Raw genomic sequence first — 21,331 nt, 5'->3', positions numbered from 1 at the left:
GGCGGGGCCCCGCGCGCGCGAGCTACCTCAACTACACCCGCACGATTCCGACCCGGTCGTGCCCGAGGATCTCACAAAGCTCATTCGCCAGTTCTTCGGTGATCGCGATGCCCTTGTCGCGACCGGCTCGGATCCGGCGCGTCAGCCCGTCGTCGCCTTCGGTCTGCAGGAACAGCGGATTCTGGCCCTTGTGCCGGTCGCAGGTCTCCTTGATGACGGCGAGCTTCGCCCGGTCCTTGGGGTCCACGCGTAGCTCGATGCCGCCCTGGAATCGGGCGAGGGCGTCCTTCAGCGACATCACCTCGTCCAGCAGCATCGCGGGCTCGTCGCTGCCCTCCTCCAGCTTGCCGGAGCACAGGACGACCGCTCCGTCCTCGATCAGGTCCCGCACCTCCAGGTAGGTCCTCGGGAAGCAGGTCACGCCGATCGACCCCGACAGGTCCTCCAGCCGGAAGCGGCACATCTTCGAGCCCGCCATCTTGCCCGACTTCACGACGAGTTCGGCCTTCTGCAGGATGAGGCCCGCGATGCGGACCGTGCTCTCTGAGCTGCCGACCTCGGCCAGTCGCTTGATCGGACTCGACGAGAGGAGCGACACGAGGCCTGCCCGCTCCTCCAGCGGGTGACCCGAGAGGTAGAAGCCAAGGACCTCGTGCTCCAGCGCCAGCGTCTCGGCCTTCGTGATCGCAAAGCGGTCATCGATACCAGCGGCCGGCTTCTCCTCCGACACCTCCTCGGCGCCTCCGAAGGCGTCGAACATGGAGGATTGGCCGCTGCGTCGATCCTTGGCCAGTGAGCTGGCGTCCGCCATGGCGGACTCCAGCGCGGCCATGAGTGAGCCGCGATTGTGCTGGAGTTCGTCGAACGCGCCGGACTTGATGACGGCTTCCCAGGCGATCTTGCCCATCTCACGGGGATCGACCGCGGTCACCACCTCGTGGAAGGTGAGCTGCGGCTTCTCTTCGAGCAGTTCGTTTCTGACCTTGCACATGGCCTCCAGCGCGCCGCGGCCGCAGCCCTTCACCGCGCCGAAGCCGAACCGGATCGCCTCGCCACCCTCGGGGGTCTGCGTCGGCTTGAATTCCCACTCGGACTCATGGATGCTCGGCATGAGGACGCGGATGTCGCTCTTCTTGCAGTCGTCGATGAAGTCCTTGATCTTGTTCGAGTCACCCATCTCGCACGAGAAGTTCGCGGCGAGGAAGTCCGTCCGGTAGTGGGCCTTCAGGTACGCGGTCTGGTACGTGATGAGCGCGTAAGCGGCCGAGTGCGACTTGTTGAAGCCATAGCCACCGAACTTGATGATGTTGTCCCAGGTGTTCTGCGCGACGTCCGGGTCGCAGCCGTTCGCGATGGCGCCCTCCAGGAACTGCGCCGAGAACTTCTGCATGATCTCGGGCTTCTTCTTGCCCATCGCCTTCCGCAGGTTGTCCGCGTCGTTCAGCGAGAAGCCAGACAGCTCCACGGACGCCAGCATCACCTGCTCCTGGTACACGAGGCAACCGTAGGTGTTCCCGAGGATCGGGACGAGGCTCTCGTGGGGGAAGGTGATCGCCTCGCGCCCATGCTTGCGGTCCACGAACATGTCGACCATCCCTGACTCCAGCGGGCCAGGTCGGTACAGCGCGAGCACGGCGACCACGTCGTCGAAGCAGTCGGGCTTGAGCCGCGAGAGCAGCTTGCGCATCCCCTCGGATTCCAGCTGGAACACACCGAGCGTATCGCCCGCCATGAGCAGTTCGAACACGCCGGGATCATCGAGCGGCAGCTCGTCCACGACGGGGGGCTCCAGCCCGCGCTTCTTGATGTTCGCCAGGCATCGATCGATGATCGTCAGGGTCCGAAGACCCAGGTAGTCCATCTTGAGGAGCCCGAGCTCCTCCAGCTGTGGGGCCGGGAACTGCGTCGTGATATCGTCGCCGTTCCGCCCGAGCGGCACGTAGTTGACCGTCGGCCCTGGCGTGATCACGACGCCTGCCGCGTGGGTCGAGACGTGCCGCGCCATGCCCTCCAGCGCCGTCGAGTAGGCGAACAGTTCCTCCCATTCGGGCCCGAGGGCCTTGAACGCCTGCAGCTCCGGATCCGTTTCCAGCGCGACCGCCAGGGAGGGGGCACCTGGGCCTGCAGGAATCTTCTTGGACACGCGGTTGATCTCGGACAGCGGCATGTCGAGCGCCCGCCCGACGTCTCGAACCACCGTCCGCGAGGCCATCGTTCCGAAGGTCACGATCTGCGTCACGCACTCACGCCCGTAGCGCTCGCGCGTGTACTCGATGACCCGCTCGCGCCCCTCCTTGCAGAAGTCGATATCGATATCGGGCATCGACACGCGGCTGGAGTTCAGGAATCGCTCGAACAGGAGGTCGTACTTCAGCGGGCACAGCCGCGTGATGTCGAGCAGATAGGCCACGATCGACCCCGCCGCCGAACCTCGGCCAGGCCCCACCGAGATCCCGTTGTCCCGCGACCACTTGATGATGTCCCACACGATCAGGAAGTACGAGACGAAGCCGAGCTCGCGGATCGTTCCCTTCTCGCGCTCCAGGCGCTCGCGCGCTGCCTGACTGTCCGAGCCGTAGAGCTTCACGAGCCTCTCCTCGAGCAGTCGATCGAAGATCTGATCGGGCGACTCGCCGGTCTCCGACACGAATTCAGGCACGTGGTAGGTGCCGAACTCGAGCTCGACGTTGATCTGCTCGGCGACGTCGTTCGTCGCCTTGATCGACTCCGGAAGGTCCCGGAACATGTGCGTCATCTCCTCGCGCGTCGCGAAGAAGAGCGTGTCCGTCTCGAACTTGAAGCGATCCTTGTCCGCTTTCTTGGCGCCGGTGTTGATGCAGAGCAGTACGTCTTGGGCGTGGCAGTCCTCGGCGCGCAGGTAGTGGATGTCGTTCGTCGCGACGAGCGGGATCCCGGTGCGCTGGTGCATGCGCATCAGCGCTTCGTTCGCGTCGGCCTGGATGTTGATCCCGTTCCGCTGCAGCTCGAGCCAGAAATGCTCGGGCCCGAACATGTCGCGCAGGTCCGTGGCGAGCGCCTCGGCCTCGCCCTCTTTCCCCGTGCGGGTCAGCTGGTTGATCTCGCCGGCGAGGCAGCCCGAGAGGCACGAGATCCCCGCGGCGTGCTGGCGTAGGAGGTCCATGTCGATCCGCGGCTTGTAGTGGAAGCCGTCGACGTAGCCTGCGCTCGTGAGCTTCACGAGGTTCTGGTAGCCCTCCATGTTGCGCGCGAGGAGCGTCAGGTGGCTATAGCCGTTGCCGTTCGCCTTCGAGTGCTTCTCGTGCATCGAGCGCTTGGCGATGTACACCTCGCAGCCCATCAGAGGTTTGATCCCGCCCTTGTGCGCCTTCTGGTACAGCTCGATCGCGCCGTACATGTTGCCGTGGTCGGTGAGCGCGAGCGCGCGCTGTCCGTCCTTCTCGCAGGCCTTGACGAGGTCGCCGATGCGGTTGGCGCCATCGAGCAGGCTGTACTCACTGTGGACGTGCAGGTGCACGAAATCAGGTGCGGTCATTCGTCGATCTTCCCCCAATGATGGCCCGTTTTCACCCCGGAGGCGACCCGCGGTCCCCTCGCCCGTGAACGGGCTGATTTGGCGCCAACCCGTGCGGTGGGGGCGCCGTGTCGAGGCCGAAAGCCTACCCGATCTCTAACCTATTGCCCGCGCAGGAGAAGGGACAACAGGCCCTTCTGCGTGGGCAGCCGGTTGGCCGCCTGCTGGTACACGAGGCTGCGCGGCCCGTCGAGGACCGAGTCGGTCACCTCGAGGTTGCGCCTGATCGGCATCGGATGCATGAGCCGTGCCTCGTTGCCGAGCTGCATCAGTGATTCGTCCACGAGCCAGTCGCGTCGCTCGGTGGCCACGCGGCTCGCCGCGCGCGTCTTGTTCCCGTAGTTCTCGAGCGACATCCACGAGCGTGCGTACACCACGTGTGCTCCGGCGGCTGCGTCGCGCGAGGTGTTGGCGTGCTCGAGCCCGCCCGTCGGATGCTGCGCGCCGAGCGCTTTCGCCTCGCTCATGACGCCCTCGTCGAGTTCATAGCCGCGCGGATGAGCCAGAGAGACCTGCATCCCGGACCGCAGGGCCGCCAGGAGGATCGAGTGAACGACCGAGGGGCCCGCAGGGGTGGGGGAGGGAGTCCACACGATCGCGAGTCGCTTGCCGGAGAGGTCCCGGCCGAACGTCTCGCGCAGGGTCATCAGGTCGGCGAGTGCCTGGAGCGGGTGGCTCAGCGCGCTCTCCATGTTGATGATCGGAACCGTTGCGTGCCGGGCCCACGCATGGATGCCCTCGTCGCGGCGGTCGACCGCCCAGGCGTTGCCCGCGGGGCGCGGGCGAATCGCCAGCGCATCGCAGTAGTTCGACATGACCGCGGCCGCGTCCCTCACGTGCTCCGGAGCCGTCCCATCCATCACCACGCCGTCGCGGGCCTCGACTTCCCAGAAGTCCGAGCCTGCGGACATGTGGACGCCCTGGCCACCGAGCTGGTGGACGGCCACTTCGAAGGCCGTCCGCGTGCGCAGCGAGCCCCTGAAGAACAGGAACCCCACGGACTTGCCCGCGAGCTCCGTCCTGCGCACGCCCGCCTTGAAGCGGTCCGACAGGTCGAGGACGTCCGCGAGGCGGGCGTCGCTGAGGTCGCTGAGCCGAATGAGGCCGGCCGGGGTCTTGCCAGGGGCTCTCGCCGCCGATTCTTGGGAGGGGCTGCTGGGGTTCACGAAGGAATCGTACGGCAGCGCGGCTCCGCATCCAGAGACTCTTTTCCCGGCCTCTGGAAGGAACTTCGACAAGGTCCCCGAAATTCTTGTGGAGGTGCTCTTGACGGCCTCCGTTGGCCTCAGTACAACGTCGCGCCCAAACGCACCCGTAGCTCAACTGGATAGAGCACCTGACTACGGATCAGGAGGTTAGAGGTTCGAATCCTCTCGGGTGTACCATTCACAGTCCGGCGTTCGCGCCGGGGTGATCCGGGGCAAGCGCGGCCCACACGCGGCCCGGTAACTGCTCTTCGACGCACGGCCCTCAGCTCTGTCCAATTCGCCAGCCCCTCGGGTTTCCCTCAAGGAATCGTCGATCGGGCCCACCCGGCGGCTTGTCCTTCCTGCGCCGAGGTGCTGTCGTTTGACAACCAGGCGATGAACGAATTGACGAGCGAGCAGGATCGCGGGGGCATGGCTCTCGCGCTGGCGTACGCCGAGGAAGCCCGCGATGCCGACGAGGTGCCCATTGGGGCGATCGTTGTGCGAGACGGCGCGGTCCTCGGAGTCGGGCGCAATCGCTGCCGCGAGGCGGGCGACTGTACGGCCCACGCCGAGATGGAAGCGCTACGAGATGCCTTCCGAAGAACGGGCGATATGCGACTGCCCGGCGCGACGGTCTACACGACGGTCGAGCCGTGCTTCATGTGCGCGGGCGCCCTTTCCCATGCTCGGATAGCCAGGGTGGTCTGGTCGGTGCGCGACCCCAAATTCGGGGGCGCGGCGTCCCTCGGGACGGTGCTGACGGACGCGCGGCTCAACCATCGAGCGGTCGTGCTCGAGGGTATCTTCGATGGGGAAGCGCGGCATCTGATGCAGTCCTTCTTCCGGTCGAAGAGAGGCCAGTCCTGAAGGACGGCCCGAACGGAATTCAAGCGGAGAGGTGGCAGAGTGGCCGAATGCGCTGGTTTCGAAAACCAGTAGGCCTTCACGGGTCTCGAGGGTTCAAATCCCTCCCTCTCCGCCATTCCTTTCATGCGCGCGGAGCGCGGATGAAAGGAATGATGTTTTCTGGCCCATCCGCTGACGCGGATGGAGCGGTTGGGGCCCTGCGGGGTGTCGATCGCGGGTGGTTCTGGGGGGTGGCTCTGTTAGGGGTTGGCTCTGTTGGGGGCTGGCTCTGCTGGGGCTGGGTCTTGCTGGGGCTGGGTCTTGCTGGGGCTGGGTCTGCTGGGGCTGGGTCTTGCCGGGGCTTGGTTTCTGGGTTTCCGGCTTGGTTCTTCAATTCGTTCGACGAGATCAATGGAGAGGTGACAGAGTGGCCGAATGTGCTCGCTTGGAAAGCGGGTGTGCCTTCACCGGTACCGTGGGTTCGAATCCCACCCTCTCCGCCATCTCTTCTCTCTCGACATCTGTCGGACTCGCCTGGTTCTGGAAACTCATTCACAACGGTTGGACCCGCGCGGAGCGATGGGTCCGGTCCCACGCGATGTCGTCGGTCCGAACCGGGTCAGGCCGGGAACGGAGCAGCCCTAAGGGCCGCACGGCAGGCGCGAGGTGCCCGGGCCTTTCGATCTGCGCGGGTTCTCTCCGTGATGGCCAGGCGCTACGGCTGTGACCCGGTTATTCTTTCGGTTCGATGTCCTACCTCGTTCTCGCACGCAAGTACCGGCCCACCGCCTTCGCCGACGTCGCCGGCCAGGAAGTGGTGACACGGACCCTCCGGGGAGCGATCGCTGAGGGGAGAGTCGGGCACGCGTACCTGTTCTTCGGACCCCGCGGAACCGGCAAGACCACCTCGGCCCGGCTGTTCGCCAAGGCCCTCAACTGCGAGAAAGGGCCCATCGAGGAACCCTGCGGAGTTTGTGAGCGGTGCCTCTCCTATGACGCCGGGACCGAACCCGACCTCATCGAGATCGACGCGGCTTCCAACACGGGCGTCGACCACGTTCGGAACCTGCGCGACCAGGCCGGCTACGTGCCGCTCAAGGCACGCTTCAAGGTCTTCCTCATCGACGAGGTTCACATGCTCTCCAGAGCCGCGTTCAACGCGCTCCTGAAGACGCTCGAAGAACCCCCGGCCCACGTCAAGTTCCTCTTCGCGACCACCGAGCTCCACAAGGTCCCCGACACCGTCGTTTCGCGGTGCCAGGTCCTTCGGCTGTCTCCGCTGTCGGAGAGCCAGATCGTCGCTCGACTCGACGAGGTCTTCGCGCTGGAAGACGTCGAGGCCGAACCCGGCGTCTCCGCCGAGATCGCACGGCGCGCCCGCGGCGGCATGCGCGACGCTCTCTCGCTCGCCGACCAGCTGCTCGCGCTCGTCGGCCGGACGCCCAAGGTCGCTGATACCGCGCGGCTTGCCGGTGAAGGCTCGACCGAAGCGATCGAGGCGGTTCTGGACGCCATCCTCGACACCGACAAGGTCGCGCTCCTCAAGGCCCTTCCAGGCAGGGAAGGGGACGAGCCCGCCTTCCTCGATGCCGTTCTCGGCTACCTGCGCTCCGCCCTCCTCCTGCGGCTCATCGGTGAGGACGCGCCCATGGTCGCCTCGTCCGCGAGCCCCGTGGCCAAAGCGGCGATGGCAGAGCGCGCTTCGAAGTTCGGCGCCGATCGCCTCGAACTCGTCCTGCAGGAACTCCTGCACGCACGGGAGCGGATGGGACCCATCCACATGCGCGCGCACTCTCGCCTCATCCTCGAAGCGACCTTGCTCGACCTCTGTCGACCCGAGGCCACCATGCCCGTCGACGTGCTCATCCAGCGGCTCGAAGCCCTCGAAAGTCGCCTCGCGACAGGAGCTCCCGCGCCGACGCCACCGTCGGCGCGGCCCCTAGCGGCGCCTGAATCGACCTCGGCCCCGAACGTCAAAGATCCGGTCGTCACGGATCCGGCCATCGCTCAGCCCCCGACCCGGCCAGCGCCCGCCCCGCTGCAGGCAACGGCGCCGGCACCCGCAGCGACTCCGGCCCCGGCTCAGGCCCCGGCTCAGGCCCCGACTCCGACGCCAGCCCCGACCCAGGGCTACATCCCTCCGTCCCGGAGGGGCCAACCCGCACAGCGCACCCCTGAACTCGCCCAGCGCGAGATCCAAGCGCAGGCTCCGGCTGGCCAGCCCGCTCCGCCAGCCAAACGCAGGGGAGCCCGCGGCTCCGCTCCGAGCGTGCAGACCAACAGCACCGCCGACCGGTGGATGGGTTTCCTGCGCGAACTCAAGCGCAAGGACGCCCCGCTCGCCGACCTGCTCTTTCGCAAGGGCAACCTCGTGCGCGACCTCGGCGGGGTGGCGCCACTGAAGCTCCGCGGTCTGTCGGAAGAGGAAGCCAAGCGCCTCCAGGACAGCCGCGCGCACACCATGATGGAGGCCGCGTTCGCCGCCGCCGTCGGAGACTCGGTGCGCCTCAAGATCGAGATCCACGACGGCGACACGAGCGGCAAGGACGACCCGTTCACCAACGAGGTCAAGGAACTCTTCGGCGGACGAGTCGAGGACTGAATCACCCAGGCCCGAGAGCCAAGCAACCATGAGCGGATCATTCGGAGAGATGGGCAACCTGCTCGCGCAGGCCCAGAAGATGCAGAAGTCCCTGGAGGAAGCGCGCGAGGAGCTTCGCGATGCGCGCATCGAGGGCGGCGCTGGCGGCACCTGCCGCGCCACGGTCGACGGCATGGGGAATCTCCACAGCGTCGCCATCGCGGAGGGAGCACCTGCGCCCGGGTCGGACGACCTGAACGAGCTCGTTCTGCTCGCCGTCCAGGCAGCCCAGCGCCAGGCCCAGAAACAGCACGAAGAGCGCATGGCCAAGGTCACGGGCGGCATGAACCTCCCGGGGCTTCTCTAGTCGATGGCCTATCCCGCCCCGGTCGAGGCGCTCATCAAGGCGTTCGAGGCGCTGCCCGGCATCGGGCGCGTCAGCGCGGAGCGCTTGACGTTCCACGTGCTCCGCAGCGAGCGTTCAGGCGCAGCGCTGCGCGACGCCATCGCGCTCGTCCTCACAGATGCGAAGCGCTGCAAGGAATGTGGCAACGTGGCCGAGCAAGAGCTCTGCGGCCTCTGCGCTGACGAGGGGCGCGACGCGACGACGATCGCCGTCGTCGAGGAGCCGCGTCACGTCGAGGCGATGGAGCGAGCTCGCGTCTTCGACGGCCGCTACCACGTGTTGATGGGGGCGCTGAATCCGGCCGATGGAACGGAAGCGCGGCACCTCTCGATCCATGCGCTGCTCGACCGCGTGCGGCGGGGCAACGTCAGGGAAGTCATCCTCGCCACCGATCCCGACAAGGAAGGGGAGGCGACGGCGCTCCTCGTTCTCGACGCGCTGGAGAGCGCGGGCATTCCCGATCTGATCATCAGCCGTCTCGCGCGGGGACTTCCCGCAGGCAGCGCGATCGAGTATCTGCACAAGGGCGTTCTGGAGGACGCGCTGGAGGATCGGCGTGCCATCCGGCGCCGCGGTCGCTCCTGATCGTCGGTGCACGTGAGGGGGATCCGGTGAGCAGGATCCGGATGGTGGGGATGTCGTAGACTTCTGGACCGTCCAACCCCCCGCTCGAATCCCATGTCCGACGATCCCGACCTCACGGTCCTCCTCCAGCGCGCCGGCGCCGACCCCGCTGCCGGGGAGGCCCTTCTCCCGCGCGTCTACGACGAACTTCGCCGGCTCGCCGGTGGCCAGATGGGCCGCGAAGCCAAGGGGCACACGCTGCAGGCCACGGCGCTCGTGCACGAGGCGTGGATGAAGCTCGTCGGTGCCGATGGCGAGTCGCTCTCGTGGGACAGTCGCGGCCACTTCTTCAGCGCGGCCGCGCTCGCGATGCGAAGGATCCTCGTCGATCGCGCGCGGCGGGTTCGGTCCGAGAAGCACGGCGGCGCGATGCGACGCCAGCCTCTGGAGATGGCGGATCGCGCCTTCGATCCGGACGACCTCGATTTCGTGGCGCTCGACGCGGCCCTGACGGAGCTGAGCGAGAGAGATCCGCGCGCTGCCAAGGTCGTCGAGCTGCGCTTCTTCGGCGGACTGTCGGTCGAGGACACGGCCTCCGTGATGGGCGTCTCCGAGCGCACCGTGGCGCGGGAATGGAACGTGGCGAAGGCATGGCTCGCGCGGGCGCTTTCCGGAAGTCAGGATGACTGAGTCGGACTGGGCTCGAGTCAAGGAACTCTTCGGGGACGCGCTGGAGCTGCCTGCCGCCGAGCGCGCGGCGTTTCTCGACGGGGCCTGCGCAGGCGACCTCGCTCTGCGGGCCGAGGTCGAGTCGTTGCTCGGCGAGGTCACGGATGATCAGAAGGGGTTCCTGGAGACGCCTGCAGCCGCGATCTTCGATGCGCCCGCGCCCGAAGTGGGCGCCACGATCGGGGGCTACGAGCTGCGCGGCGTGATCGGCGAGGGAGGGATGGGACGCGTCTTCGAGGCGACCCAGGAGTACCCGCACCGAACGGTCGCCCTCAAGGTGCTCAGGCCGGGCTACTTCAGCGCCGGGGCCGAGCGCCGCTTTCAATGGGAGGTCGAGGCCCTCGGGCGACTCAATCACGCGGGGATCGCCGCCGTTCACGACGCAGGCGTCGAGAGGACCGCGGACGGGCACAGCGTCTCGTGGTTCGCGATGGAGAAGATCGAGGGGAGGCCGCTCCTCGTCGCGGCCGATGAACTCGGTCTCGATCGTGACGGGCGCATCCGGCTGCTCCTGCGGGTGGCCGATGCCGTGGCGCACGCGCATCAGCGCGGCGTCATCCATCGCGATCTCAAACCGGACAACATCCTCGTGGACGCGAGCGGTCAGCCCCACGTGCTCGACTTCGGCATCGCCCGCGCGCTGGACCCCGTGGAGACGTCGCTGACGAGCGCCGGGGAGATCGTGGGCACCATCGCGTACATGAGTCCCGAGCAGGTGCTGGGTGAGCCCGATCGAGTGGACGCCCGCAGCGACGTGTACGCCCTCGGCGTGCTGCTGTTCCGCCTGCTGACGGGCCATGCGCCGCTGGAGCTCAGCGGCCTGTCCCTGCCGAAGGTTGCGCTGCGGCTGTCTCGGGAGGATGCCGCGCGCCTCAGCCGATTCGATCGTTCGCTTCGCGGTGACATCGAGACGGTGCTCGCGAAGGCGCTCGAGCGCGACGCCGACCGGCGCTACGCCAGCGTCGACGCGTTCGCCTCGGACCTGCGCCGCTTCCTCGATCGCGAGCCGATCTCCGCCCGGCCGCCGACGGCCTGGTACCAGGCCTCGAAGTTCGCCGAGCGCCATCGCGGACTGGTGGCGGGGTTCGGGCTCGGGCTCGTCGGCCTCGTGCTGGCCGTCGTAGGGACCAGCGTGGGGCTCGTGCGCAGCCAGCGGGCCGAGCGGGCGGCCGTCATCGAACGCGATCGCGCGCGGGACGCGAATCAATTCCTGGAGCGCGTCCTCGCCAGCGCCGACCCGGAGCTCGGGAGCCGCGGCGTGCGCGTCGTCGACCTCCTGCACCAGGCATCGCTGGAGCTCGGCGTCACCGAGCGCGTTCGAAGCGGCCAATCTACGGACGTGGAGATGCCTGCGGGCTCGGCGCGGCTGGATCTCGAGGTGCTCGCCGGGCTGCATGGGACGATCGGCGAGACCTACCTCCGGCTCGGTGTTCTCGACTACGCGCGGGCGCACCTCGCGGAGGCGCGACGGGCGTTTCTCGAGTCGGACGGTCCGGGCTCGGAGGGGGCGATCGAATCGGCCGCGTCGCTCGCCGAGCTCTGGCTTCAGATGGAGGACATCGATCGCGCGGAGGCGTTCCGGCGCGAGGTGGGGGAGTCCGTGGAGGCGTTCGGCGCAGAGGCACCTCCCTGGATGCAGATGCGGCCCCTCGAACTTGACGTCCTCTTCTACGACGCGACCTCCGATCGGGAGAATGCCCTCGCGGCGGCCCGCCGATGCTTCGAGGGCTGGCTTCGCTTCCTGTCGCCCGGGGAGGACAGCGTCGAGGTCGCCCGGAGCCGCCTGGCCAACGCGCTCATGGAGAGCGGCGAGTATCCGGCCGCCGACGAGCTCTTGCGGGAGGGCATCGCCGCCATGAAGGCGCTCGATGGGGACGATCATCCGCGGCTTCTGACCCAGGAACTGACGCGCGCGCAGATCGCGAACACCCGCACGGAGTGGGGCAAGGCGCTGGAGATCGTCGAGCGACTCATGCCGCGCGCTCTCTTCGTCTGGGGGTCTGACCACGCCGATACTCTGGTGATCAAGGCGACCTACGCGTCCGCGCTCAGCGGCCTGGATCGACACGCCGAAGCGATCGACGTGCTGGAGGATGTGCTCGCCACGTCGCTCAGGGTCTTCGGCGACGGCCATGAGAATACGTTCGTGGCCCGGAACAACCTGAGCGTCGCGCTGATGTACGAGAAGCGCTTCGAGCGGGCCGAGGAGATCCTGCGCGAGAGCCTCGAGTCCCTCGACGGCGAGCGTGATCCCGTGCGGGTCCTCCTGTGCGAGATCAGCCTCGCCGCCGCTCTCGAGAATCTTGGCCGACTGGAGGAATCACTGGCGACGTACGAGTCGGCGAAGTCGGGTCTCATGGAGCTCGCGGGCGAGGGGCATCCGCAGACGCACGTCACGTTGAACAACATGGCGATGCTCTTCATCAAGCTCGGGCGCGGGGAGGAGGCGGTCGAGACGGCCCGGCGCGTGCTCGCGCTCAGCGAGGAGCATCAGCCCGGGAGCCGGGTCAACGTCTTTCCGTTTCGCTCGAACCTCGGGCGCGCGCTCCAGGCGGCCGGGGACTTCGAGGGCGCGGAGGAGGTGCTGCTGGAGGTCGAGCGGCGCCTCGGCGAGGACGGTGCCGCGACGCCGACGGAGATCGCCAGGGTCCGGGAGCTGCTCGTGGATCTCTACGTCGCCTGGGAGAAGCCGGAGAAGGCCGAGGCCTGGGGCGCGAAGTAGCTTCCTGGCGAACGGGGTAGGACTTTCCCCTTGGGCGCCTGGAGCGTGGTGCCGATAGCAAGGCGATGGCCAAGCTAGGACTCGGAACGCAGATGCGACAGGGCATGCAGCAGCGGCAGGACATGGTCCTGGCGCCGCGCATGCTCCAGTCGATCGAGATCCTGACGCTGCCGAGGACGGACCTCGACGCGTGGCTCTCCGAGGAGGCCGAGCGGAACGAGGCGCTCCTGGTCGAAGGCAGCGAGGGGGACAGGGGAGGTCCGTCGAGCTCTGACGAGCCCGGGCGCAGCTCCGCTTCGCGCAACCAGGCCACCGAGGACCACTACGCGCTGCTCCAGGCCCAGCCCGAGCGCGCTCAGTCCCTGGTCGACGCGGTCGAGGAACAGGTCCGCGCCCGCGACCTGCCCGCGGACCTGGCGCGCTGGGTCGAGTTCCTGTGCGGCTGCCTCGACGATTCCGGGCTGCTTCTGATCGAGGACGACGAGATCATGGGGCTGGCCGAGCAGGCCGAGCTGCCGATGGCGGGGGCGAGCGCCGGGCACAGACTGATGGCGGACGCGATCGCCACGCTCCAGCAGCTGGAGCCCGCGGGGATCGGTGCGCGAAGCTCGGTCGAGGCCCTCCTGCTCCAGCTCGACCCGAAGGACCCGGACTACGCGCTCCTCTGCACGCTCCTGGAGGACTTTCTCGTCGAGCTCTCGAGGAACAAGCGGCCCGCGGTGGCGGACAAGCTCGGCCTCGGGCTCCTGGAACTCGACCGGCTCTTGGGCGTGCTTTCGATGCTCGATATGAGGCCCGGTTCCCAGCTCGCAGGGAGCATGGCGCCAGTCCTGCACCCGGACATTCTCGTGCACGACGACGGAGACACGTTCACGGTGGAGCTCGCCCACGGGGCTCTGCCCGCCGTTTCCATCGATCCTGTGGCGGAGGAGCTTCTCTCCTCGGGCCAGCTGGAGCCGGGCGCGCGGTCCTACCTGCGCGGGAAGGTCGAGAAGGCGCGGTGGGTGACCGAGGCCGTGGAGATGCGGGGAACGACGCTCCTGCGCGTGGCGGAGGCCACGCTTCGGCATCAGGCGGCGTTCCTGACCGACGGGCCCACGGCGCTCAGGCCGCTTTCGATGGCGGCCGTGGCGGAGGAGCTGGGCCTCGCGACCAGCACGGTCAGTCGCAGCGTGGCGGGCAAGTCGGCCCAGACGCCGTGGGGGATCCTGCCGCTGCGGTCTTTCTTCCAGTCCGCGCCCGGCGAGGCGAAGGAGGGCAGCGCGGGCGCCGCCCCGGTCTGCGGGACGGCGGCGGTCCGGGAGCGCGTGCGCCAGCTGGTGGAGGCCGAGGATGCCTCGGATCCGCTGTCCGACGAAGCCCTCGTCCAGGCGCTGAAGGCGGCCGGGATCACCGTGGCCCGGCGAACGGTCGCGAAGTACCGGACGGAGCTCGGAATCGAGAGCTCTTATCGCCGCAAGCGGCACGTCTGAGGCGTATTCTCTCCGGCGCCATGGCGCTGCGCAACGTTCGAATCGAGGTGAGCTACGACGGCTCGCGCTTCTACGGCTGGCAGCGCCAGGACGGGTTCGAGACCGTGCAACAGTCGATCGAGGAGGCGCTGGCGGAGCTGCTCGACACGATCGTCGTGATCCACGGTGCGGGTCGCACCGACACGGGGGTCCACGGCTTGCGTCAGGTCGCTCACTTCCACATCGACGCGCCGCGCATCGACGATGACAGGCTCCGGCACGCGTTGAACGCGCACCTGCCCCCGGGCATCGCGGTGCGTCGCGCGGAGACCTGTGCGGACGACTTCCACGCGCGCTTCCATGCGACGGGGAAGCGCTACGCGTACGTGATTCAGACGACGCGCTTTCCACCGGCGATCGGTAGGGAGTTCGTGCACTGGGACCGGACGTCGCTCGATGGTGCTGCGATGCGGGAGGCCGCGCGTCGCATGGAGGGGGAGCGCGATTTTGCTGCGTTCGGCAACGTCGGCTCACCTCGCAAGTCGACGGTGCGGCGCGTGGATCACGTGCGTCTCGTCATGCGACGAGAGCGCTTCGCGATCGTCGTGCAGGGGAACGGGTTCCTCTACAACATGGTGCGTACCATGGCGGGAACGCTGCTTGCCGTGGGCAAGGGGCGGATGACGCCGGACGATGTGACGCGCGCGCTGGAGAGTCGCGACCGAAAGCTCGCGGGCCCGACGGCGCCGCCGAACGGTCTTTATATGGTGCGAGTTCTGTATCCCGAGCGCCCGTTTGTGGGACGTGAGCAGGGTCCGGGCGATCCGCCGGGACCTTTACAATACTGATCCGCTGGACGGGTCGCGGAGATTCGAAGAGCCGGGTATCACCCAAGAAGGTGACCCGGGTTGGAACTCCGCCCCGGAATCCTTTTCACGACTGGCGCTGTCACGGTGCCGTCAGAGCATGAAGGACGCGGCGCTCCAGAAAATGAGCTGGATACGCCGTTCGAAGGCCCCTCAGGGCCGGCTTTTCTTTATGCCCTTGACGGAATCCAAATCGTCCGACAGGGTGCAGTCAAGCGGCCCGCCTATGTAGGCCTGCCGAAGACAACTCGATCCCACTCACGCTCCTGGAGGTGCGCATGAAGACACAAGTGTCAATCCTGCATCACGATTACCCCAGCCGTTACCGTAGCCTCGTCGAGGAGCGGCTAGCCGCTCTGGAGCGATTCAATGGTCACATCGTTTCCATTGATGCCAGGCTGGAGAAGGACGCCCGCAATCACCACGTCGAACTCGTGGCGAACATTGGTAAGGGACAGACGCTGGTGGCGAACGTGCGCCGCGAGGGCTTCGGAGAAGCGCTCATGGAGGCTGTGGATCGAATGGGGCGCCAGCTCCGCAAGAGTCATGACAAGGAGCGTCTCGTTCCGCGTCGGCCCCAGCACGGAGTGGCCTGACGGCGCCCGCATGGAGTCACGCTGACGCTGTCCTGATTCAGGTCCGATGATCGATCGGATCCCTTCTTGAACTCAGACCAGGGCCTGGCCGCACGATGCGGCCGGGTCCTTTTTTTAGGCACTCGACCGCAGGTGGGCCGGGCGGCGGGTGCGTGCTGGCCTCCGCGGGAGGGCGGACTCGGAAAACTCCGGGCCGCTCTTCGGGTTGAAAAACGGCCCTTTCGCGCCGAAATGGCCGATTTTGTCCCCTGAGGATGGCTGGGCCAACCGTACGGCCAGGTGCGAATGGGGCATTTCGCCGCCTCAGATGCTAAATTCCCCCCTGGCCGACCCCTGAGGCCATCTCGAACATGGATTGGTACAAGCGATTCAAGACCAAGGCCTGCATCCTCAAGTTGAAGGGGCAGACCAAGGCAGACATCCTCAATGAAGTGGCAGATCAGCTGCTCTCGGCGAAGTACATCGAACCCGGGCTGGAGGAGCATGTTCGCGCGGCATTGATCGCGCGTGAGGAGCTCGCTTCCACGGGCGTCGGCATGAACGTCGCGATCCCGCACGTGAAGGTCGAGGGCCTGGAAGAGGCGGTGTTCTCCCTCGCCGTTTCGAAAGACGGTGTCGAGTGGCAGGCGGTGGACGGAGCACCGGTCCACATCATTTTCACGGTCCTGCGCCCCGAAGAGCGAACGGACACCTACGATCCTGATGAGCATCTCTCGATGATGCGCTGGGTCGCCAAGCTAGCCCGTGATCCTGACTTCCGTGCTTTCGCTCTTCAGGCGAAGACCAAGGCAGAACTCGTGGGCCTTCTCAAGGAGATGTCGGTCGTTTGACTGCGAAAAGGGTTGTTCAGGTGGTGAATCCGGCGGGCCTCCACGCTCGTCCGTGTCATGCAATCGTTTCGACTGCACTTGAGTTCCCGTGCAGCCTGCGTATCCGTCATGCGCGGCGTGGTGGTGAGGTCGGTGACGGTGACCCTGGTGTCAATGGCAAGAGCATCCTTGAGCTGATGACCCTCGAGGCCTCCATGGGGTCTTCGCTGGAGTTTCTTGCTGAAGGGGATGGGCAGGACGAGTTGCTCGAAAGGCTCGAGGCCCTTGTGCAGCGTGGGTTCGGCGAGATCTAGGTCTTCGGCGAGATCTTCGGCGGAGATCGGCCAAGCCCGTCAACGTCCCATGCGTCCGCCAGGACGCCCGGGCCCCGACTCGGCGCCCGTAGGGCGCTGAGTGGCCCGCGCGAGGCTCGCCCTCGCGGCCCGTCCGGCGAGGACGCCCGCCCGGCGAGGGCGCCTGCGCGGCGAGCGCACAGCGGTGCAACCGCTATTTCCTCGTCAGAGGAAATGCCAGAGATACTGCGCGCTGTCGCAGCGATCGCTCGGCCCGGCTCCACTTGCATTGGCAGCAGACCCGCCCGCTGGCGACTTCCCGGTACAGGCTGCCTGCCGTTCGCGCGAAGCGTCGAACGCGTGGGCTGAGGTCTCCCGCTCACGGCTTGTGGCCTGCCCGCTGACCGACGCCCCGGCAGGGCTCCCGGTACAGGGCTCCCGGTACAGGCTGCCTGCCGTTCGCGCGAAGCGTCGAACGCGTGGGCTCAGGTCTCCCGCTGCAGGCTTGGGTGCTGCCCGCTGGAGCGCTCGCCCGTCAGGGCGAGCTGAGAGGGGCTCAGGTCTGAGGGCTCAGGTCTGAGGGCTCAGGTCTCAGGTCTCAGGTCTCAGGTCTCAGGTCTGACCGGCGAGTCAGACAACTGCCCAGCTCGCCCATGCGGGCGAGCGCTCCAGCGGACAGCCCACAAGCCGTGAGCGGGAGACCTGAGCCCACGCGTTCGGCGCTTCGCGCGAACGGCAGGCAGTCGGTATCGAGAAGCCAGCAGGGGGAAGACGGCAGGGGCGGCGGTTCACGGGCAGGACACCAGCCGTCAGCGGGAAGCCTCAGCCCACGCGTTCGACGCTTCGCGCGAACGGCAGGCAGTCTGTGTCGGGAAGCCAGCAGGGGGAAGCCGGCAGGGGCGGCGGTTCACGGGCAGGACACCAGCCGCTAGCGGGAAGCCTCAGCCCACGCGTTCGGCGCTTCGCGCGAACGGCAGGCCGTCGGTATCGGGAAGTCGGCAGCGGGCGGGTCTGCTGCCAATGCAAGTGGAGCCGGGCCGGGCGATCGCTGTGACAGCGCGCAGTATCTCTGGCATTTCCTCTGACGAGGAAATAGCGGTTACACCGCTGTGCGCTCGCCGCGCAGGCGTCCTCGCCGGACGGGCGTCCTCGCCGGACAGGCGTGCTCGCCGCACGGCGTCCTCGCCGGACGGGCCGCGAGGGCGAGCCTCGCGCGGGCCACTCGGCGCCCTGCGGACGCCGAGTCGGGGCCCGGGCGTCCTGGCGGACGCGTGGGGCGGAGGGGGCAAGGGGCAACGGGGGATCGGGCGAGGGGCACCGGGCACCGGCGAACTATCGACTCTCAGAAACCAGGGGCATGCCAAGTGGCAAAAATCGGGACGCCCTCCTCAACCAAAGTGCGCCGATCAGTCGACAAGCCCCGATGAGACCGCCGGGATTCGTCCCCTTCGAGTGCGGCTCTCTTCCCCCCAACAGGGTAAAGGAACGTGATCCGCAGCAAAAAGAGCGTCGTAGGTCTCGACCTCGGCACCTCGGTGGTGAAAGCCGTCGAGATCACGCTCGAGGGCCAGGAGCCGGTGATTACCGGGTTCAGCCGCGTCGAGCTCCCGCCAGGCGGCAGCCTCGACGAAGCCGTCAAGCAGGTCTTCAAAGAAGGCAAATTCCGCTCGAAGCGGGTCGTGACCGGGGTTTCCGGGCAAGACACCGTCGTGCGCTACCTCTCCATGCCCCGCATGACGGACTCCGAGCTGAAGCAAGCCATTCAGTTCGAAGCCGACAAGCTCGTGGCGTCCGACGAGGATTTCATCATCGACTGCTTGCCACTCGAGCAGCCATCCCAGGATGGCGCACCCCAGTCGGACACCATGAAGGTGCTCGTCGCCGCCTGTCAGAGCGAACGCCTGAATGATCAGGCCCGCATGATTCAGAACTCAGGCCTCCTCCCGATCGCGATCGATCTCGATCTCTTCGCGATTGCAAACGCCTGGGAGATGTGCGTGCTTCCCGACTCCGAGGGCTTCGACCCGTCGGACATCCGCGCCACGGCACTCGTGGACGTCGGGGCGAAATCCACCTCGATCAACGTGATGCGCGGCGGCACCAGCTGCTTCAGCCGCGAGATCCCGATCGGTGGCTCGAACATGACCCAGGCCGTGGCGCGTCGCCTCGGCGTGGAAGGGTTCGAAGCCGAGGCGATCAAGCGCGCTTCCGAAGATCACCAGGCCGAAGTTCGCACCGCGATCGGCCCGGTTCTGGAAGACCTCGCGTCCGAGCTGATGCTTTCGATGGACTACGTCGAGCACAACGAAGGACTCACGGTCACCGAGATCCTGCTCTCCGGTGGGGGCGTGCTCGCCCCCGGCGCCGCCGAGTACATCGAACAGTCCGTCGCGCGTCCCACGCGCCTCTGGAACCCGCTGGAAGGCCTGCGCGTGGACGTGAACCGTCTCGACGTGGAAGAGCTGGAAGCGTGGGCCCCCTCACTCGTCGTCGCCGTCGGCCTTGCCTCACGGGTGCGCAACTCATGATCACGATCAACCTTCTCCCCGATGAGTACCGGAGGCGGGCGAAGTCGCCGATCGGAATGATCGCGGCCATCGCCGGTGCCGTACTCGTCAACGCGTCCCTCATCGCTTACTGGGGCTACCTCGAGTTCGGCATCAGCCGGAACATCGAGACGACCCGTTCCGTGCTGCAGCTCGACCTGGACGGCCTCAAGCCGCAGGTCGCCTACCACGAGAAGCTCAAGAACGAGATCGCCACCCGCTCCGCGCGTGAGACGACCCTCGCCGAGATCACCCAGAACCGCGTCCTCTGGACGAAGGTGATGGACGAGCTCATCGAGGTCGTGCACGCCGGTCGCGAGGGCATCGAGCACTTCGTCTGGTTCGATGACATCGACGTCAAGATGCTGTCCGAGACCCGCGGTCGTGACGCCAACTACGGCAAGCTCACCGCCTCGGCTCACTCTGGCTCGGAAGGCTACGACCAGGTGTCGAACTTCCTGGACGACATGAACGATCCGGAGCTGAGCGCGCTCAGCCAGATCTTCGGCAAGACGGGCGACCCCGAGGGTCGTCGCAACGAGCCAGAGAAAGACCTGATCCCTTCGGTGAACTGGTCGTTCCCGCTCACCATCGATCTCAAGAGCCCCGAGGAACGCGTGAAGGCGCGCAAGTCGGCTGAGGAGGCAGGACAGTGAACGATCGCAAATTTTGGATGACCTTCGGGGGCGTGGCAGGAGCCGTCGCTCTCGGCGCGGGCTACATGATCTTCACCGAGAAGGATCAGATCGAAACGGCCAAGACCCAGGTCGCGGCACTTCGCCAGGACATCGCCAAGGCGCGCGACACCGTGCGCACGACGCCCGAGATCGAGCGCGATGTCATCGTGCTGCGTGAGATCTCCGACCGCATCCGCGAGATCCTTCCGAACACGAAGGACCTCACGAACGTGGTCCGAGACTTCCAGGAGTACTCCAAGGAAGCCGGCGTTGCCACATCAGGGTTCCGCCCGAGCCAGACGAACTCGGCGCGAGGCCAGCAGACCGGCGCCTTCGAAAAGGTGGCCTACCAGCTCACCCTCGAGGCCGATACGTTCCAGTTCCTCGACTTCCTCAACCGGATCGAGACCCACAGTCGCTTCATGGCGGCTTCGTCCTTCAAGATCAGCGCGGCGACGCGCAAGAGCCTGGAGACCGACGGGATCGCGAACCACCGCATCCAGATGGAGGTGGAGACGTACAAGTACGTCCCGCGCCAGGGCGAGGCGGACGAGGTGAAGATCGCGGGCTACGAGCGCAAGCGTGACCTTCTGGCAGGCGAGATCAACCGCCGGCGCCAGGCGCTGACGCTCGAGACATTCCGCTACCGCGGCCCCCGCGGTCGACGCGACCCGCTCATCGACCCGCGCGTCCCCGCTCGCGTCGACGACCCCAACGCGTGGACCGTGCAGCGCCAGATGGAGGAGGTCACCGAGCTGATCTCCCGCATGGAAGAAGCTCAGAAATACTGGGAAGCGTCCAACGCGGCCGAGTCGGTTCTCGAACGGATGGTCCAGCGCTCCGAGCTCGAGAAGATCCTCGCCATGCTCGGCGACGACCTCAACCGCATCGAGAAGGAGAGCCGCATCAGCTACAAGCCCGCAGAGAAGCGCCTTTCCATCGGAGTCGTCGAGCCGCTGCAGGAGCTGCGCCTCGCCCTCAAGCAGAGCCAGGCGATCGCCGGTCCGACGCTCGTCGAGCTTCAGACCGTCGGGGACCGCATGGTCAAGCACATCGATCTGGGCGAGTTCGACCTCGCACTCGACGCCTACAAGGCTCTTGCCGATTCCCTCGACCTGGTCAAGGGCGACAAGGAGCGCGAGGAACTCGCCGACTGGCTTCGCCAGCTCGCCGAGGACTCGACGACGCTGCGCGACTTCGAGCTGATCCAGCTGAAGATCGGCGGCTACGCCATCATCGAAAATCGGGACCCCGTGATCATCATCGACGGCACGCGCCGCTCGGTGGGGGATCCAGTGCTTGCGCACCCCGATCTCATCGTCCACGACGTCCGGCCGAACGAGGTCGACTTCGTTTTCCGCGGAGCTGTTCTGACCCGCGATTTCTAAGCGCGCCGGGGCCTCGTCGGCCCCACGCCATCGCGTGTCCCAGGCGGACCGCACGCCGCGGAAGCACTTCTCGGCGCCATAACCCTCCCTTGTCATTCGGACCGGCGCCCCTGT

General features: G+C 66.9%; 16 protein-coding genes, 3 tRNA genes and 1 other RNA gene. 18 read left to right on the top strand and 2 right to left on the bottom strand.

What is annotated here, in order from left to right; all coding sequences use genetic code 11:
- Positions 1–31: 31 nt before the first annotated feature.
- Positions 32–3,514: a DNA polymerase III subunit alpha gene (gene dnaE, locus Poly30_RS19225; protein ID WP_145200960.1), complete on the bottom strand. Its 3,483-nt coding sequence runs from the start codon at positions 3,512–3,514 to the stop codon at positions 32–34.
- A gap of 140 nt (positions 3,515–3,654) precedes the next feature.
- Positions 3,655–4,719, bottom strand: a complete 1,065-nt coding sequence (locus tag Poly30_RS19220) for an N-acetylornithine carbamoyltransferase (protein WP_419190389.1) — start codon at positions 4,717–4,719, stop codon at positions 3,655–3,657.
- 142 nt (positions 4,720–4,861) lie between these two features.
- Between Poly30_RS19220 and Poly30_RS19215 the strand changes: the two genes are divergently transcribed.
- From Poly30_RS19215 to pilO, 18 genes are all read left to right on the top strand, one after another.
- Positions 4,862–4,938: transfer RNA gene (locus Poly30_RS19215), tRNA-Arg, on the top strand.
- Between the two features lie 198 nt (positions 4,939–5,136).
- Positions 5,137–5,610, top strand: coding sequence for a nucleoside deaminase (locus Poly30_RS19210; RefSeq protein WP_419190388.1), 474 nt, complete (start codon positions 5,137–5,139; stop codon positions 5,608–5,610).
- A 25-nt stretch (positions 5,611–5,635) separates the two neighbouring features.
- Positions 5,636–5,725: transfer RNA gene (locus tag Poly30_RS19205), tRNA-Ser, on the top strand.
- Between the two features lie 277 nt (positions 5,726–6,002).
- Positions 6,003–6,092 (top strand) — tRNA-Ser (locus Poly30_RS19200).
- A 79-nt stretch (positions 6,093–6,171) separates the two neighbouring features.
- An RNA gene (gene ffs, locus Poly30_RS19195) (signal recognition particle sRNA small type) lies at positions 6,172–6,269 on the top strand.
- A gap of 68 nt (positions 6,270–6,337) precedes the next feature.
- Entirely contained in the window at positions 6,338–8,191 is a 1,854-nt protein-coding gene (dnaX, locus tag Poly30_RS19190; protein WP_145200954.1) for a DNA polymerase III subunit gamma/tau, read from the top strand.
- A 28-nt stretch (positions 8,192–8,219) separates the two neighbouring features.
- Complete coding sequence (locus tag Poly30_RS19185; protein ID WP_145200951.1) at positions 8,220–8,537, top strand: YbaB/EbfC family nucleoid-associated protein; 318 nt, start codon at positions 8,220–8,222, stop codon at positions 8,535–8,537.
- 3 nt (positions 8,538–8,540) lie between these two features.
- On the top strand, positions 8,541–9,161 hold the full coding sequence (gene recR / locus Poly30_RS19180) for a recombination mediator RecR (protein ID WP_145200948.1): 621 nt from the start codon (positions 8,541–8,543) through the stop codon (positions 9,159–9,161).
- Positions 9,162–9,254: 93 nt separating this feature from the next.
- The gene (locus Poly30_RS19175) at positions 9,255–9,830 is read left to right on the top strand and encodes a sigma-70 family RNA polymerase sigma factor (RefSeq protein WP_145200945.1); all 576 of its coding nucleotides are present in this window, start codon (positions 9,255–9,257) and stop codon (positions 9,828–9,830) included.
- The gene (locus Poly30_RS19170; RefSeq protein WP_145200942.1) at positions 9,823–12,591 is read left to right on the top strand and encodes a serine/threonine-protein kinase; all 2,769 of its coding nucleotides are present in this window, start codon (positions 9,823–9,825) and stop codon (positions 12,589–12,591) included. Before Poly30_RS19175 ends, Poly30_RS19170 begins: the two co-directional genes overlap by 8 nt.
- A 65-nt stretch (positions 12,592–12,656) precedes the next feature.
- Positions 12,657–14,063 (top strand): RNA polymerase factor sigma-54, encoded by a 1,407-nt coding sequence (gene rpoN / locus Poly30_RS19165; protein WP_145200939.1) that lies wholly within the window; start codon positions 12,657–12,659, stop codon positions 14,061–14,063.
- Positions 14,064–14,083: 20 nt separating this feature from the next.
- Positions 14,084–14,890 carry a tRNA pseudouridine(38-40) synthase TruA gene (gene truA / locus Poly30_RS19160; RefSeq protein WP_145200936.1) on the top strand — a complete coding sequence of 269 codons (807 nt, stop codon included), beginning with the start codon at positions 14,084–14,086 and terminating at the stop codon, positions 14,888–14,890.
- 296 nt (positions 14,891–15,186) lie between these two features.
- A complete protein-coding gene (gene hpf, locus Poly30_RS19155; protein WP_145200933.1) occupies positions 15,187–15,504 on the top strand; it encodes a ribosome hibernation-promoting factor, HPF/YfiA family in 318 nt (105 codons plus the stop codon).
- Positions 15,505–15,854: 350 nt separating this feature from the next.
- Positions 15,855–16,334 (top strand): PTS sugar transporter subunit IIA, encoded by a 480-nt coding sequence (locus tag Poly30_RS19150; RefSeq protein WP_145200930.1) that lies wholly within the window; start codon positions 15,855–15,857, stop codon positions 16,332–16,334.
- A complete protein-coding gene (locus Poly30_RS19145) occupies positions 16,331–16,627 on the top strand; it encodes an HPr family phosphocarrier protein (protein WP_145200927.1) in 297 nt (98 codons plus the stop codon). The genes Poly30_RS19150 and Poly30_RS19145 overlap by 4 nt, the downstream gene beginning before the upstream one ends.
- Before the next feature lie 1,466 nt (positions 16,628–18,093).
- A complete protein-coding gene (pilM, locus tag Poly30_RS19140; RefSeq protein WP_145200924.1) occupies positions 18,094–19,134 on the top strand; it encodes a type IV pilus assembly protein PilM in 1,041 nt (346 codons plus the stop codon).
- Positions 19,131–19,808: a PilN domain-containing protein gene (locus tag Poly30_RS19135; RefSeq protein WP_145200920.1), complete on the top strand. Its 678-nt coding sequence runs from the start codon at positions 19,131–19,133 to the stop codon at positions 19,806–19,808. Before pilM ends, Poly30_RS19135 begins: the two co-directional genes overlap by 4 nt.
- A 17-nt stretch (positions 19,809–19,825) precedes the next feature.
- Positions 19,826–21,217 carry a type 4a pilus biogenesis protein PilO gene (gene pilO / locus Poly30_RS19130; RefSeq protein WP_145200917.1) on the top strand — a complete coding sequence of 464 codons (1,392 nt, stop codon included), beginning with the start codon at positions 19,826–19,828 and terminating at the stop codon, positions 21,215–21,217.
- Positions 21,218–21,331 lie beyond the last annotated feature (114 nt).

The sequence above is a fragment of the Saltatorellus ferox genome, from assembly GCA_007751475.1.
GTDB lineage: Bacteria > Planctomycetota > UBA1135 > UBA1135.
This window is presented reverse-complemented; position numbering and strand designations above follow the sequence as displayed.